This window comes from Flavobacterium sp. PMTSA4, from assembly GCF_032098525.1.
In the GTDB taxonomy this organism is placed as follows: Bacteria; Bacteroidota; Bacteroidia; order Flavobacteriales; family Flavobacteriaceae; genus Flavobacterium; species Flavobacterium capsici.
On the sequence record NZ_CP134890.1, the window covers coordinates 2,160,349 to 2,174,894 of the forward strand.

The following is a 14,546-nucleotide window of genomic DNA, read 5'->3' on the forward strand; positions in this document are numbered from 1 at the left end:
TATAATTATGTACGAGTTAGAAGAAAAAGGATATTTTTATTTATTGCTAGTCATTCCAATAATGACAGTCGTTTTCTTGTACTTATTGTATTGGAAAAGAAAAAAACAGCGCGAATTTGGTGATTTGACGTTAATTGAAAAATTAAGTCCTGAAAAATCAACGTTCAAGCCAATTTTAAAATTTATTCTTATTTCTGTCGGATTGGTTTGTCTAATCATCGGATTGGTAAACCCAAGAATGGGAACAAAACTAGAAACCGTAAAACGAGAAGGAATTGACATTGTTTTTGCTGTTGACGTTTCAAAAAGTATGTTGGCCGAAGATGTTGCTCCAAACCGATTGGAAAAAAGTAAACAATTAGTTTCGCAAATTATCAATCAGTTAGGAAGTGATAGAATTGGAGTAATTGCCTATTCTGGTAGTGCTTTTCCTGTTTTACCGATAACCAGTGATTATAGCGTTGCTAAAATGTTTTTGCAAACTATGAATCCAGGTATTGTTTCTTCACAAGGAACATCAATCGACGAAGCAATTAATTTGGCTTCAACGTTTATTGATAAAAAAGACAAAACCAATAAGTTGTTAATTATAATTTCAGATGGCGAAGATCATTCAGATAATGCTGAAAATGCCGCTGAAGAAGCAAAAAAATTAGGTTTAAAAATAATTACTATTGGTGTTGGAACCGAAAAAGGTGGACCAATTCCGTTGAAAAGGAATGGAGTTGTTGAAAGTTTTCAGCGTGACCAAAACAATGATGTTGTAGTAACCAAAAGAAATTCTGAAGTATTGAAAGTTATTGCTAAAAGTACAAAAGGCGGATATGTTGATGGAAACTCAACTAAAGAAGTGTTAGCTTATGTAAAAAATGCTTTAGATAATATCGAAAAAACTGAGTTTGAAAGCACACAAATGGCCGACTTTAAATCGCAATTTCAATGGTTTTTAGCTTTTGGATTTTTCTTCTTGTTTTTAGATATTTTCCTTTTGGAACGAAAAACAAATTGGGTTCGAAAAATGAATTTGTTTAATGAAAAGAAATAAATGAAACGATTACTAATATATTTTTTACTGTTGACTTCTTTTTTTGCAAATGCACAAAAAAAGAACAAAGACATTACTTTGCCTGAAGGAAATGAAGCTTTTGCAGAAAAAAAATACACTGATGCTGAAGCTGATTATAGAATTTCACAGTCTAAATTTCCAAAAAAAGCAATTGCTTCATATAATTTAGGAAATTCTATTTACCGCCAAAAACAGGCAGCTGAAGCTAAGTTTCAATTTGCAAAAGCTATAAAAGTTGCAAAATCTAAAGCCGACAAACACAAAGCTTTTCACAATTTGGGCAATTGTTTAATGACTGAAAAAAATTATGAAAGTGCCGTTGAAGCCTATAAAAATGCGTTGCGAAATAATCCAAATGATGAAGAAACGCGTTATAATTTTGCTTTAGCAAAAAAAATGTTGGAAAATAATCCGCCTAAAAGCGAAGACGACAAGAATAAGAATAAAGACAAAAACAAGGATAAGAAAGAAGATAAAAAAGACCAAGACAACAAAGACAAAAACGATAAAGACAAGGACAAAAACGACCAGAAAAAAGAAGGCGATAAAGATAAAGACCAACAAGACAAAAACAATAATAATGGTCAACCAAAGCCTCAACCTGGTGGAATTTCAAAAGAACGAATTCAAAATATGTTGGATGCCGTAAATAATGAAGAGAAAAAAATTCAGGATAAAGTAAACCAACAAAAAGTAAGAGTGAATCCTAAAAAACCAGAGAAAGATTGGTAAAAAATTGAAAAATAGCTATTTAATTTGCAAAAGAAGATGAAAAGATTAGTTGTTTTAGCGGTATTTTTAATAAGCAATTTGCTTTGCGCTCAAGTAGAATTTGAAGCCAAAGTGAGTAAAAACTCTTTAGGCTTAAACGAAAAATTACGCGTTGATTATACCATGACTTTTGACGGAGATAATTTTGTTCCACCAAATTTTGAAGCTTGTGGTTTCAAAGTAGTTGGCGGACCAAGTCAATCTATTAGTCAATCATGGGTAAACGGAAAAAGTTCGTTTAACAAATCCTATATTTATATTTTGATGCCTTTACAAAAAGGTTCTTTGACATTAAAACAAGCTTCTGTTGAATATAATGGTCAAACCTACAAAACAACACCAGTCAAAATTAATGTTACAAATGCTGTTGATATTCCAAGAAGTCCAGATGAAGCACCGGCAATAAAGGCAGATGACAATTTATATTTGGTTGCTGATATTTCCAATAGCAATCCTTATGTAAACCAACCGATTACGGTAGTTTATAAATTATATTTTAGTTATAGCATTGGTATTTCTAATTGGCGCGAGTTGAGTAAACCTAAATACAATGATTTTTGGAGCCAAAATATTGATATTAAACAATTGAATGCCGAGGAAGGAATGTTCAAAGGCGAACGTTACCGCTATGTTGTTTTAAGAAAAACTGTTCTTTATCCTCAAAAATCAGGAAAACTTGAAATTGAACCACTTTCACTCGATATTGATTGTCAAGTACCAACAAATAGAAGAAATTTTTGGGGACAAGTGTTGATGACTGAAGATAGCAAAAGAGTTTCTGCCGGAAGCAAAGTAATTAATGTTAAACCATTACCAAGCGAAGGAAAGCCATTAGATTTTGGCGATGCAGTAGGAAAATTTGATTTTAAAGTTACACCTTCAAAAACTACATTAAAAAGTGGTGAATCTTTAGATTTAACGATCAAAGTTGTTGGAACCGGAAATCTAAAATTATTTAGTTTGCCAAAACCTGTTGTTCCTGCATCATTAGAAATGTATGATCCAGAACACAGTGAAAATGTGAATACGCCATTAACTGGAATGACAGGAAGCATTAGTGACAAATACACAATAATTCCGCAATTTAAAGGCAATTATAAAATAAAACCATTAACCTTCAGTTACTTTGATTTAGATTCTAAAAAGTATAAAACAATTGAATCTCCAGAAATTGTTATTAACGTTCTTGATGGTCCAAATGATGCTGTTGCAGCTACGAATACAAAGAAAGAAACCACAAAAAATACCATTGAAAAAACAAAGTCTTTTGCTTATATAAAACAAAAAACAGTTTTAAAACCAATAGCAGAAGACGATTTCTTAGGTTCAGGATTGTTTTATTCGTTGTTATTTTTACCGCTTTTGGCCATTCCATTAGTTGTATTGGTAAGAAAGAAAAAAGAAGCTTTAGATAATGATTATTCTGGAAACAAAATCAGAAAATCAAGTGCTTTAGCCAAAAAATATTTATCTGAGGCCAAAAAACAATTAGGTAACAAAGAACCATTTTATGTTGCCTTAGAAAAATCATTACATAATTTCCTGAAAGCTAAATTAAGCATTGAAACTTCAGAAATGAGTAAAGAAAAAATAGCTGAAATATTGCTTTCAAGAAAAGCAAATCCTGAAACAATTACAGAGTTTATAACCTTGACTGAAAGTTGTGAATTTGCTCGTTATGCACCATCAACAAGTGGGTCAATTCAACAGGATTTTGACAAAGCAGTAACTTTATTGTCGGAATTAGAAAAACAAATTTCATAAGATGAAAAATATACTTTACATCCTATTGATTTTTGCTCAAACATTTTGGGCACAATCTGATTTTGAAACAGGTAATTCTTTCTATGCAAAAGAAAATTATAAAGAAGCTATTCAAAGCTATGAAAACATTATAAACTCAGGAAAACAATCGGCTGATGTTTATTTCAATTTGGGAAATTGTTACTATAAATTACACCAAGTTGCACCTGCAGTTTACAATTATGAAAAAGCTCTTTTATTAAATCCAAACGATTCTGAAATCAAAACTAATCTTGAATTTGCTAGAAAAATGACAATTGATGATATCAAAGTCATTCCAAAAGTAGGTTTTCATAAAATCGTTGCCGATTTCACTTCTACCTATCATTATGATACTTGGGCATGGATTGCAGTTGGATTGGCATTTTTGTTTTTTGTTTTCTTTTTAGGTTATTATTTTTCAGGAACAACAACCAAAAAAAGAATCTTTTTTTCGGGAATGTTTTTTGTTTTACTGGCAATAATTTTTAGTGTTTTTTCGGGAATTTTCGAAAGAGATAGAATGCTGAATGAAAGACCAGCTATTGTATTTGCAGAATCAACATCTTTGAAAAGTGAACCAAAAATTTCAGCTTCTGAAACTGTTTTACTTCACGAAGGAACAAAAGTTTACGTTTTAGAAAGCATTGCAAATTGGAAAAAAGTACAATTAACCGATGAAACTACAGGTTGGCTTCAAAGCGATTCTATTAAAGAGATTAAAAACTAATTTGAAGATACTTTCTCTCTCAAATCGATAAACCAATCATTCAAAACGGGTAATAAAATTTCAGATGTTTTCATTATTGGATTGAAAAATATCGATTCTTCTTGTGTTTCTTTGGAAATTATTGCGTTGTCAATATTTACTTTTTGAAATAAACTCAGAACAATTCCGAGTAATAATGCTGTTTTTAGAACTGCAAAAACTGCTCCGCCTAATCTATTCAACCAACCCAAGAAAACGAAATTTGCAATTTTAGAAAATACCTTTGCTAAAAGATGAATGCCAACAATTACTAAAATCAAAGTAATTACAAAAGCGGCAACTTTTGCGGTTTTTGAATCACCAATGAATCCACCAACGATATAAGAAAATTTTACAGCAATGTATATTCCAATAAAAAAGGAAATCAACGATGCTAATTCAACAAATAAACCATTTTTAATGCCTCGAATTAATCCAAAAATTAATAATCCGCCAAGAATAATATCAATATAACTCATAATAAAATCTAAAGTTTAAAAACAAAGATAGAATAACCCAAATTCTACACAAATAGAAACAACATTTATGCACTATATTTGCAGAAATTGCTGGATTTTTAATTAAAATAAATCCAATAAAAAATAACGAAAAGAAAAAATGTCAAGAGATATTGAATTAAAACATCGTTGGGATAAAGTTGTCGAAATCCTTTCCAATCAGTTTGCTGATGGCGATTTATTAGATTTGGATGCCATCATTTATTTAATTGGAGTTCAAGAATTAGGTCAATTCAAGCGTGTTTTTGCAAAAGACGAAAAAGTAAACCTAATGCATATTGGCATTTGTCGTTTGCTTGAACCTTATGGTTATTATGAATTTGATTTTACCGATAAAGAAGGTTGGCCACATTATAAAATCAAAGAAGAATTGCCTCCACTAAAAGCTGGCGAACAATCTATTTTGATGAAAGAAGCCATTGTTAGCTATTTTTTAGAAAAAGAAGTAATCGACTAAATAGTCAATAGTAACTAAAAAAACTTAAATTTGCACCTTCAAAGAACGAACGATGATAGACAAGATTAAAGAACATATCGAAGAAGCTAAAGCATTCAATGAAAAAAACAAAGAAGCTTTAGAACAATTTCGTATCAAATATTTAGGTAGTAAAGGTTTGTTGAAAGAACTTTACAGTGAGTTAAAAAACATTCCAAATGACCAAAAAAAGGATTTTGGACAAGTAATTAATATTCTTAAAAATGCTGCCGAAGAAAAAGTAAAAGCAATTCAAGAAGAATTGGAAAGCAAAGAAGAAGTAAAAGGTTTATTTGGAGATTTATCTCGTCCGGGTGAAACTTTTACAATCGGTTCTCGTCATCCTATTTCATTGGTAAAAAATCAAATTATTGATATTTTTTCAACTATTGGTTTTAATGTTTCTGAAGGTCCAGAAATTGAAGATGATTGGCACAATTTTACTGCCTTGAACCTACCAGAATATCATCCTGCAAGAGATATGCAGGATACGTTTTTCATCCAAACGAATCCTGATGTTTTATTGAGAACTCATACTTCGTCTGTGCAAGTTCGTTATATGGAAAACAACAAACCGCCAATTCGAACTATTTCTCCGGGAAGAGTTTTTAGAAATGAAGCGGTTTCTTCGCGTTCTCATTGTATTTTTCACCAAGTTGAAGGTTTATATATCGACAAAGATGTTTCATTTGCCGATTTGAAACAAACATTAATATATTTCACCAAAGAAATGTTCGGAAAATCAAAAATCCGTTTGCGACCAAGTTATTTTCCGTTTACCGAGCCAAGTGCTGAAGTTGATATCTATTGGGGTTTAAAAACCGAAACCGATTACCGTATCACCAAAGGAACCGGCTGGTTGGAAATTATGGGTTGCGGAATGGTTGATCCAAATGTTTTGAAAAATTGTGGCATAAATCCTGATGAATATACTGGTTTTGCCTTCGGAATGGGAATTGAACGTATTGCCATGTTATTGTACCAAATTGGCGATATCCGTATGTTTTATGAAAACGATGTTCGTTTCTTAGAGCAATTTAAATCAAGCATCTAATTAAATAAACTCCTGAAAGGAAATGAAATAAGCAACTGTTTTAGTCATTTTCCTTTTTTATAAAAAATGAAATCAGATATAAAAATACCTGTTGTAGAAAATGTTTTCCTTGCTGCTGTTCAAGAATGGAGCGATGATTTCATGGAAAAAGTTTGGTATGTCTATCTGATTAACGATTCTGACTTCGATTTAGACAGTGTAATGGTCGTTTCTAAAGCTTTTGGCACATTGGATGGTGAAATGAAGCAAACCTCGCTTTTACGCCATGCTTTTATGCAAATTCCTAAAGTTTCTGCTGTTAAAATAGAAATGATTGAAAAAAGCGTCCTTCGATTGAATAACGAGTTTATGGTTACCTACTTCATAGGAAATACTCTTTATGATAAAAAATTTATCTTCAAAGCACAATCTATTACTCCAGATTATGTAGAAGAAGTTCCTATTCTTTTTGTTGACGGTGTGATTGTGAGGTAATTATTTTTTGACTATCAAGAACTCTGATCTTCTGTTTTGAGCATGTTGTTCGTCAGTACATTTTTTTCCACAATTGATTTTTGGTTCTGTACTTCCAAAACCTTTTCCTGTAATTCTTTCTTTGTCAATTCCTTTTGAAATTACATATTGAACTGTAGCTTGTGCTCGTTGTTCTGAAAGCTTTAGATTGTAATCGTCTTTTCCTTTTGAATCAGTGTGCGATTTTACAAAAATTACCATTTCAGGATATTTTTTCATGACATTGACCAATTTATCCAATTCTTTTGCGCCTTGTGCCGTGATGTTGCTTTTGTCAAAATCAAAATAAATTGATTTTAAAATAACTTCTTTTTCGGTGATGATTACTTCTTCTGGAAGCAATTGTACTGGAGTTGTCGTTTCTTTTTCGCTGCTTTTTTCTAAAACAGCTGTTGCTGTTTCATAATTATCCGCTGAAACTTGAAGTGAATAATACATTCCACATTCTACTTCATATTGAACCATACCTTTTGTGTTGGTTTTTTGTGATTGAATTGTATTTCCTTTATTATCAAGAATAGTTACCGAAGCATTATTAATAATTTCACCTGATTTTTTATTGGTAACTACAATAATGGCATTGGTTTTACAAATTGGAGTTGCCGAAAATACTGCATCAAATCCATTTCTGTTAGAAGAAAAGAATCCAATATTGGCTTTTTTATTAAATGAAAAAGAAAAATCATCTTTTTCACTATTTACTGGTTTTCCAACATTGATGGCATCATCGTTAGTTTTCAAATCTATTTTGTAAACATCCAAACCACCAAATCCTTGTTTTCCCATTGATCCAAAATACAAAATATCATCTTCGGTTATAAAAGGGAAATTTTCTTTGCCCGCTGTATTCACTTTTGGACCTAAATTCTCTGGTTTTCCATAATTATTACCTTCAATAGATATTTTCCAAATATCAGATTCGCCTATTCCACCTGGCATATCTGAAGCAAAATACAAGGTTTTACCATCAATACTCAAACTTGGATTGGTAACAGAATATTTTATACTATTGATGGGTAAAGATTCGATATTTGACCATTTATCACCAATTTTTATAGCTTTATAAATTCCTTGTTGACCAACTTTTAAGTTTCCTGTTTTGTCTTTTTGATAACTTCCTTCACTTAATCCATCACGTGCAAAAAACATCGTTTTCCCATCGCTACTAATTGAAACTGGGCCATCATGATAGGGTGTATTTAATTCATTAATAGATTCTGCTTCAGAAAAAGTTCCATTATCATTACGTTTAGCTTTGTAAATATCTAAATAAGGTTGGTCAATTGATTTATCTGTTCTTTTAGAAGTGTTTTTAGTACTGGTAAAATAAAGTTCGTTCTCATTCGTCAAAATTGCGCCAAATGAGCTTTGATTTTTATAACTAATCGACGTTTCAGCTACGTCAAACATTTTGGTTTGATTGCTCAAACTAGGAATATAATTAGGGTTTTCCTTGAATTCTTTTGCACGACTATCGTTTGGAAGTAATTTCGAAAAAATTTCCATTTGACTATTGGCTTCTTTATATTTTCCTAAAGATTTTAAAGTTTGTGCATAACGATAATAAACCTCAGCATCTACTTTTTTCCCTTCTACCGCTTTTGCATACCACTTAGCCGCTTCATCTGGATTAAAAATATTATAATAACTATCCGCTAATTTAGAATACACATAACTTGTAGCATTTTTGTTTTCTGCGAGTTTTAAATACTCTTCAATTGCACTTACATATTGATAACTATCAAAAAAAGCGTCTGCTTTTGAGGTATTTTTATTTTGAGCAAAACCCAATGATAACATAAATAATAAATAAAAGGCAGTAATTATATTTCTCATTTTTAATGATTTATGTGTTAATCTAATTTTTCTGTCAATTTTTTGAAAGTTGCTCTTGCATCTTTATTTTCATAAAGAATTTGATAAACGGCATCAATAATTGGAGTTTTTGCTTTGTATTCTTGGTTTAGTTTATAAGCGCTTTTCACAGCATAATAACCTTCGGCAACCATACTCATTTCCATCATAGCAGATTTAACGGTGTAACCTTTACCAATCATATTTCCAAACATTCTATTTCTAGAAAAAACAGAATATCCAGTTACTAATAAATCGCCTAAATAGGCTGAATTATTGATGTTTCGTTTCATTTTATGCACTTTTCGAATGAATTTCTTCATTTCTCGAATTGCATTACTCATAATTACTGATTGAAAATTATCTCCGTAACCCAATCCATGTGCAATTCCTGCAGCAATAGCATAAATATTTTTCAACATTGCGGCATATTCCGTTCCAATGATATCATCAGAAATTTTTGTTTTAATATAATTACTGGCTAAAATATTTGCAACCACTTTTGCTTTTTTAGCATCTGCACAAGCAATAGTTAAATAGGAAAGTCGTTCTAAAGCAACTTCTTCCGCATGACATGGACCAGTAATTACTCCAATATTTTCAAATGGGATATTAAATTTTTGGTTAAAATGTTCGCCTACAATCAAAAATGTCTCTGGCACAATTCCTTTGATAGCAGAAAAAATTACTTTATTCTCTAAACTCACTTTTAATTTTGACAACTCAGCACTTAAAAAAGCCGAAGGAATGGCAAAAATTAAATAATCAGCATAAGCAACAGCTTCATTTATATCGGAAGTTAGCTTTAATTTCTTAGTATCAAACTCTACCGAACTTAAATAATTAGGATTATGTTTTTGAGTTTTTAAATGGTCTATAGCTGATTCGCTACGCATATACCAAGCTATTTCGGGTAAATTAACGCATAACATTTTTGCAATTGCTGTAGCCCAACTTCCGCCACCAATAACCGCAAATTTTGGATTTTGATTCATTCTACTTGAATTATGAACTTCAAAAATACTCAAATTAAAATAAAGAATATAAAAATCACAATCATCCTTATAAAAATTTAATCCTGAAGAAACAGAGAATTCATCGTTAATAGATTTATTTACTTACAAAAATATTTTTTTTGTTTCGTTCATCGATTTTATTGTGCTTTTTAAAGACAATTTTCTACTTTAGAAGTCCCAAATCTATTTATTATGAAAACAAAATTATTCTACTTCTGTGCATTTCTATTTATGCTATCTTTTGGTTCTTGTGAAACAGAAGATGTTGCTAAGAATTCTGAGAATTCAAACAAAGCAGCTTCTTCTGAAACCACAAATCCAGACATTTTAAACAATTTTTCTGCTTGCGTTACAGTTGATTTAATCGCTGGACAACAGTATGATTCTGGTGAAGTGAGTGTATATTTTGATGTAGACAACGTCTATGTTGAATATAGAGCAAACACAAACTGGTTAATCAAAAAAACCCATTTATATGTTGGTGCTTTTCAATTAGTTCCAACAAATAATAGTGGAAGTCCTATTCCAGGTCAATTTCCAATCAGCACAAATTTTCCAAATGGTACAAGCCAAGCTGTTTATACTGTTTCTAAAGCTGATTTACCTGAATGTTTTACAATCACAGCTCATGCTGAAGTTGTAAGATTACAAAATGGTTCTGTTGTTCAAACTGAAACGGCTTGGGGTGAAGGTGTTCGATTTACAAACAAAAATTGGGCAATGTATTTTAGTGTCTGCCAATCCGATTGTTTTGATTATGAAGATTACTACTTTGGAAACTACAACAATTAAGATAAAAAATCCCCAAGAATTAAAACTTGGGGATTTTTTTATTTCGTATAAAACAAATTGTGGTCTAAATATTCCCAAACTTTATGTGGTAGCATTGGTGCAACGTTCTTTTTATTCTTAATACTTTCACGAATAAAAGTTGATGAAAGTTCAATAACTGGTGCGCCAACGCGATGAATTTTATTGTGATTTACAAATTGCTCGTCTATTTCTCCTGAATTTAATCTCGGATAAACGTAAATATCATGATTTTTTAGAATTACTTCATAATTTTTCCATTTATGCAAGGAATTCAAATTGTCTTCACCCATGATTAACGAAAACTCATACTGAGGATATTTTTCTCCTAAATGAGCTAAAGTATTAACAGTATAACTTGGCTGTGGCAATTTAAATTCAATATCCGAAGGTTTAATTTTTATGTAATCTTCAGTTGCCAAATGAACCATATGCAATCGTTGATAATCATCAAGCAAGGTGTTTTTCTGTTTGTGCGGATTATGTGGCGTTACAACCATCCAAATTTGGTCTAAATCAGAATGTTCCGCCATATGATTAGCAATAATCAAATGCCCAACATGAATGGGGTTAAACGTTCCGAAGTAGAGTCCGATTTTCATTTATTTGATAAATTCTTTGACTAAATTATAAGCTTCTTGCTTAGCAATTTCTAAATCATAATTCTTTATGATAGTATCAAATTGTGGTGCTGTGGCAAGTTCAACATGAGCTTTTGCAATTCGCATATTAATTTTATCATCGCTTTCGGTAGAGCGTTCTTTTAAACGTCGTTTTAGTTCATCAACACTTGGTGGTTTTACAAAAACTGCCAAAGTTTCTTGAGGAAATTTTGATTTTATGCGCAATCCTCCAGCAACATCAATATCAAAAATTACATTTTTCCCTTTTGCCCAAATGCGTTCCACTTCACTTTTTAAAGTTCCATAAAAATTATCTCTGTAAACTTCTTCCCATTCAATAAAATCATCTGCTTTAATGTGTTTCTTAAACTCAGGAATTGACATGAAATAATAATCCTTTCCATTTACTTCTTCACCACGAGGTTCGCGTGTTGCTGCTGAAATAGAAAATTCTAAATTTAAATCTTCTTGAGTTAATAAATGTCTTACTATAGTTGTTTTTCCTGAACCTGATGGTGCTGAGAATACTAATAATTTTCCTTTTTGCATTGTGTTGTTGTGTAAGTTTTTAAAGTACATTTAAAACTTGCTCTTTAATTTTTTCTAGTTCATCTTTCATCATCACTACTAATTTTTGCATTTCGCTGTGATTTGATTTTGAACCCATGGTATTTATTTCTCTTCCCATTTCTTGTGTAATGAAACCCAATTTTCTTCCGTTAGCTTCAGTTCCTGCTAATGTCTCAATAAAATAGTTCAAATGATTTTCTAGTCGTACTTTTTCCTCTGTAATGTCATATTTCTCGAGATAAAAAATCAATTCTTGTTCGAAACGATTTTCATCTACATTTTCTTTTAATTCATCCAAAGCCGTTCTCAGTCTTGTTTTAACGGTTTCTACTCTTTCAGCATCATAAGAAACGGCATTATTCATCAATGTCATGATATTCGCAATTCTGTGCAAGAACTCTTTTTCTAGCGAAACGCCTTCATCTTTTCTAAATTGTGCTATATTTTCTAAAGCTTCGTCGATTACTTTTTGAATTTGTTTCCATTCATTTTCATCAATTTCATCACGTTCTGTTTTTAATGCATCAGGCATTCTTACTGCCATTTTCATTAATTCTGTTTCATCTGCATTTGGTATAACCGCTTTCATCTGGTTGATATAACCTTTCACAATTGGCACATTAATTTTTGAAGATGTTTCTTCGCCTGTAACTTCTACGTATAATGAAAAATCAATTTTTCCACGCTCTAAACGTTGTGATAATTGATTTCGCAAACCCAATTCCATTTCTCTAAAAACAGAAGGCATTCTGGTATTTAAATCTAAACCTTTTGAGTTTAGTGATTTGATTTCTACGGTAATTTTTTTGGTTGGTAATTGCAAGGTTGCTTTTCCAAAACCTGTCATCGATTGTATCATTCCTTTTTGTTAATTGAATTCAAATATACTTAAAAGTAGTCAGTTTTTGTGGCTCATTATTTAGTTTTGCGTTGATTCTTGTGGAACTTTCCTTTTCTGAGTAACCAAATAAACGCCAATAAAAATTAAAATTGCCGAACCTGTTTTTATCCAGTTGAGTTTATCTTTTCCTAAACTCATAGCATAAATTGTGGCAAAAAGCGGTTGCAAATAAATAAATACAGCAACTGTTGATGGGTTAAGTTCACGCATAGAAACCAAATTCAACAAATAAGTCATGAACGTTGTAAATACAACTACGAAAAGAATTTCCCAAATAATAATTGTTGGTAAAATTTTCCATTGAATTTCTTGAAATTCGCCCCATCCAAAAGGAATTACCATCAGCAATCCAAAAGTATAAATCCATTTTACAAACGTAAAAGCATTATACTTATCCATTAGTTTTTTTACAGTGATTAGATAAAAACCATAGGAAACCGCATTAATGAAAACCAATAAATTTCCCAGAGTTGCATCGGTAGCGTTTTCTGTTGATTTTCCGTAAAGAATCAGAAAAGCTGTTCCAACTAAACCCAAAATTATACCAAAAACACGGCGTTTTAGCATTCGTTCTTTCATGATAATTGCCGACAAAATCAAAACAATTATTGGAGTTGTAACCATAATTACAGCGGCAGAAATCGGCGATGTATAGCTTAATCCTTTAAAAAAAGTTAGCATGTTTAATGCAACACCAAAAAAGGCAGCTGCAACTATTCGAGGAAAATCTTTTTTGTCGATTGATTCTTTTGCTTCACCTGTTCGCATTCGTTCACGTGACCAAAAACCAGAAACTATCCAAAATAATAGCGTTGCTCCAAAAACACGAAGTATTATGAACCCAAAAGGCTTTACATATTGTGGCATTACATCTTTGGCAATGGTAAAAGAAACTCCATAAATTATGGAAACAAAAGTTGCGGCAATCAAAGCCCAAGTTCGCTTACTCATTTTCCAAAATAGCTATTGCTTGCTGAACTGTTTTCGAAGAATTACCCACAAAAATTTGATTGTCAATCACAATTACAGGACGATTTAAAAAAGTATAATGTTCTAAAATGTAATGTTTAAAATCCTTTTCAGTCAGTTTTTCGTCCTTCAAGCCCATTTCTTTATACAATTTTGCTCTTTTACTAAACAAAATTTCATAATTTCCAGTTAATGCGTGCAATTCTTCCAATTGCTTCACGGTCAAAGGTTGTTCTTTGATGTCCTGAAAAACAAATCCATCGGTTTTAGGCAACGACTTAATAATTCGTTTACAAGTATCACACGTTTTAAGAAAATAGATTTTACGCATCTTTTTTTGGCAAAAATACGGCTTTGTGTTAAAATATATTTAATTTACTTCAACAGAATTCTAATGCCGAGAATTCTCTTTACTTTTGATAAAAATTAAAAAAATGGGAACATTTACTAAAGAATTATCCATTCGTTGGTCTGATTTAGACCCAAATTTTCACGTTAGACATAGCGTTTATTACGACTTTGGAGCACAACACAGAATTGAAATTTTAGAACAGCTAGGATTAACCATGAAAGTAATGCAGGAACAATTTTTTGGTCCAATTTTATTTCGTGAAGAATGTGTTTTCAGAAGAGAAATAAGATTGAATAGCAAAGTTTTTATCTCTACTAAAATGGGGAAAATGAAAGACGATGCTTCACGTTGGACCATTGTTCACGAACTTAAAAACGAAAACGATCAACTCTATGCTACGATTTCTGTTGATGGCGCTTGGATTGACATGAAACTAAGAAAATTGGCTTCACCAACGCCTCAAATTGTTGCTGATGTGATGAGTTTAATTCCAAAGGCAGATGACTTTTCTAAACATTAATAAA

Annotated in this window: 17 protein-coding genes; 9 read left to right on the forward strand and 8 right to left on the reverse strand. The window is 31.4% G+C overall.

The features are described 5' to 3' along the window. The first annotated feature begins 7 nt into the window (after nt 1–7). From RN605_RS09840 to RN605_RS09855, 4 genes are read left to right on the forward strand one after another with little or no spacing between them, the layout of a single operon-like run. Nucleotides 8–1,045, forward strand: a complete 1,038-nt coding sequence (locus tag RN605_RS09840) for a VWA domain-containing protein (RefSeq protein ID WP_313324486.1) — start codon at nt 8–10, stop codon at nt 1,043–1,045. Continuing rightward, on the forward strand, nt 1,046–1,798 hold the full coding sequence (locus RN605_RS09845; protein ID WP_313324487.1) for a tetratricopeptide repeat protein: 753 nt from the start codon (nt 1,046–1,048) through the stop codon (nt 1,796–1,798). A 36-nt stretch (nt 1,799–1,834) separates the two neighbouring features. After that, entirely contained in the window at nt 1,835–3,601 is a 1,767-nt protein-coding gene (locus tag RN605_RS09850; RefSeq protein WP_313324488.1) for a BatD family protein, read from the forward strand. Between the two features lies 1 nt (nt 3,602). After that, a complete protein-coding gene (locus RN605_RS09855) occupies nt 3,603–4,349 on the forward strand; it encodes a tetratricopeptide repeat protein (RefSeq protein ID WP_313324489.1) in 747 nt (248 codons plus the stop codon). On the opposite strand, the gene RN605_RS09860 is transcribed toward RN605_RS09855, so the two are convergent. Then, the gene (locus RN605_RS09860) at nt 4,346–4,846 is read right to left on the reverse strand and encodes a CvpA family protein (RefSeq protein WP_313324490.1); all 501 of its coding nucleotides are present in this window, start codon (nt 4,844–4,846) and stop codon (nt 4,346–4,348) included. The genes RN605_RS09855 and RN605_RS09860 overlap by 4 nt on opposite strands. 139 nt (nt 4,847–4,985) lie before the next feature. Between RN605_RS09860 and RN605_RS09865 the strand changes: the two genes are divergently transcribed. The 3 genes from RN605_RS09865 to RN605_RS09875 all read left to right on the forward strand — a co-directional run bounded on the left by RN605_RS09865 (nt 4,986) and on the right by RN605_RS09875 (nt 6,888). Further along, entirely contained in the window at nt 4,986–5,342 is a 357-nt protein-coding gene (locus RN605_RS09865; RefSeq protein ID WP_313324491.1) for a hypothetical protein, read from the forward strand. 52 nt (nt 5,343–5,394) lie between these two features. After that, a complete protein-coding gene (gene pheS, locus RN605_RS09870) occupies nt 5,395–6,414 on the forward strand; it encodes a phenylalanine--tRNA ligase subunit alpha (RefSeq protein ID WP_313324492.1) in 1,020 nt (339 codons plus the stop codon). Between the two features lie 66 nt (nt 6,415–6,480). Next, nucleotides 6,481–6,888, forward strand: coding sequence for a hypothetical protein (locus RN605_RS09875; protein WP_313324493.1), 408 nt, complete (start codon nt 6,481–6,483; stop codon nt 6,886–6,888). Here RN605_RS09875 and RN605_RS09880 read toward each other — a convergent pair whose 3' ends face one another. Both RN605_RS09880 and RN605_RS09885 read right to left on the reverse strand, forming a co-directional pair. Further along, on the reverse strand, nt 6,889–8,763 hold the full coding sequence (locus RN605_RS09880) for an OmpA family protein (RefSeq protein WP_313324494.1): 1,875 nt from the start codon (nt 8,761–8,763) through the stop codon (nt 6,889–6,891). A 17-nt stretch (nt 8,764–8,780) separates the two neighbouring features. Beyond that, nucleotides 8,781–9,776, reverse strand: a complete 996-nt coding sequence (locus RN605_RS09885) for an NAD(P)H-dependent glycerol-3-phosphate dehydrogenase (RefSeq protein WP_313324495.1) — start codon at nt 9,774–9,776, stop codon at nt 8,781–8,783. A gap of 213 nt (nt 9,777–9,989) precedes the next feature. On the opposite strand from RN605_RS09885, the gene RN605_RS09890 reads away from it, so the two are divergent. Then, nucleotides 9,990–10,589 carry a hypothetical protein gene (locus RN605_RS09890; protein ID WP_313324496.1) on the forward strand — a complete coding sequence of 200 codons (600 nt, stop codon included), beginning with the start codon at nt 9,990–9,992 and terminating at the stop codon, nt 10,587–10,589. Nucleotides 10,590–10,627: 38 nt separating this feature from the next. Here RN605_RS09890 and nadD read toward each other — a convergent pair whose 3' ends face one another. Genes nadD through RN605_RS09915 form a run of 5 tightly spaced genes read right to left on the reverse strand, consistent with a single transcriptional unit; the run spans nt 10,628 to nt 14,001 of the window. Then, nucleotides 10,628–11,209 (reverse strand): nicotinate (nicotinamide) nucleotide adenylyltransferase, encoded by a 582-nt coding sequence (gene nadD / locus RN605_RS09895; protein ID WP_313324497.1) that lies wholly within the window; start codon nt 11,207–11,209, stop codon nt 10,628–10,630. Then, entirely contained in the window at nt 11,210–11,779 is a 570-nt protein-coding gene (gmk, locus tag RN605_RS09900; RefSeq protein ID WP_313325823.1) for a guanylate kinase, read from the reverse strand. A 19-nt stretch (nt 11,780–11,798) separates the two neighbouring features. Then, complete coding sequence (locus tag RN605_RS09905) at nt 11,799–12,659, reverse strand: YicC/YloC family endoribonuclease (RefSeq protein WP_313324498.1); 861 nt, start codon at nt 12,657–12,659, stop codon at nt 11,799–11,801. 60 nt (nt 12,660–12,719) lie between these two features. Further along, nucleotides 12,720–13,652: a DMT family transporter gene (locus tag RN605_RS09910; protein ID WP_313324499.1), complete on the reverse strand. Its 933-nt coding sequence runs from the start codon at nt 13,650–13,652 to the stop codon at nt 12,720–12,722. Beyond that, on the reverse strand, nt 13,645–14,001 hold the full coding sequence (locus tag RN605_RS09915) for an arsenate reductase family protein (protein ID WP_313324500.1): 357 nt from the start codon (nt 13,999–14,001) through the stop codon (nt 13,645–13,647). The genes RN605_RS09910 and RN605_RS09915 overlap by 8 nt, the downstream gene beginning before the upstream one ends. A gap of 103 nt (nt 14,002–14,104) precedes the next feature. Between RN605_RS09915 and RN605_RS09920 the strand changes: the two genes are divergently transcribed. Then, a complete protein-coding gene (locus RN605_RS09920; protein ID WP_313324501.1) occupies nt 14,105–14,542 on the forward strand; it encodes an acyl-CoA thioesterase in 438 nt (145 codons plus the stop codon). Nucleotides 14,543–14,546: the final 4 nt, after the last annotated feature.

Excerpts from the sequence above, each read along its gene's own strand:
- RN605_RS09840 (WP_313324486.1), top strand. The coding sequence starts at position 8 with ATGTACGAGTTAGAAGAAAAAGGATATTTTTATTTATTGCTAGTCATT.
- RN605_RS09845 (WP_313324487.1), top strand. The coding sequence starts at position 1,046 with ATGAAACGATTACTAATATATTTTTTACTGTTGACTTCTTTTTTTGCA.
- RN605_RS09850 (WP_313324488.1), top strand. The coding sequence starts at position 1,835 with ATGAAAAGATTAGTTGTTTTAGCGGTATTTTTAATAAGCAATTTGCTT.
- RN605_RS09855 (WP_313324489.1), top strand. The coding sequence starts at position 3,603 with ATGAAAAATATACTTTACATCCTATTGATTTTTGCTCAAACATTTTGG.
- RN605_RS09860 (WP_313324490.1), bottom strand. The coding sequence starts at position 4,846 with ATGAGTTATATTGATATTATTCTTGGCGGATTATTAATTTTTGGATTA.
- RN605_RS09865 (WP_313324491.1), top strand. The coding sequence starts at position 4,986 with ATGTCAAGAGATATTGAATTAAAACATCGTTGGGATAAAGTTGTCGAA.
- pheS (WP_313324492.1), top strand. The coding sequence starts at position 5,395 with ATGATAGACAAGATTAAAGAACATATCGAAGAAGCTAAAGCATTCAAT.
- RN605_RS09875 (WP_313324493.1), top strand. The coding sequence starts at position 6,481 with ATGAAATCAGATATAAAAATACCTGTTGTAGAAAATGTTTTCCTTGCT.
- RN605_RS09880 (WP_313324494.1), bottom strand. The coding sequence starts at position 8,763 with ATGAGAAATATAATTACTGCCTTTTATTTATTATTTATGTTATCATTG.
- RN605_RS09885 (WP_313324495.1), bottom strand. The coding sequence starts at position 9,776 with ATGAATCAAAATCCAAAATTTGCGGTTATTGGTGGCGGAAGTTGGGCT.
- RN605_RS09890 (WP_313324496.1), top strand. The coding sequence starts at position 9,990 with ATGAAAACAAAATTATTCTACTTCTGTGCATTTCTATTTATGCTATCT.
- nadD (WP_313324497.1), bottom strand. The coding sequence starts at position 11,209 with ATGAAAATCGGACTCTACTTCGGAACGTTTAACCCCATTCATGTTGGG.
- gmk (WP_313325823.1), bottom strand. The coding sequence starts at position 11,779 with ATGCAAAAAGGAAAATTATTAGTATTCTCAGCACCATCAGGTTCAGGA.
- RN605_RS09905 (WP_313324498.1), bottom strand. The coding sequence starts at position 12,659 with ATGATACAATCGATGACAGGTTTTGGAAAAGCAACCTTGCAATTACCA.
- RN605_RS09910 (WP_313324499.1), bottom strand. The coding sequence starts at position 13,652 with ATGAGTAAGCGAACTTGGGCTTTGATTGCCGCAACTTTTGTTTCCATA.
- RN605_RS09915 (WP_313324500.1), bottom strand. The coding sequence starts at position 14,001 with ATGCGTAAAATCTATTTTCTTAAAACGTGTGATACTTGTAAACGAATT.
- RN605_RS09920 (WP_313324501.1), top strand. The coding sequence starts at position 14,105 with ATGGGAACATTTACTAAAGAATTATCCATTCGTTGGTCTGATTTAGAC.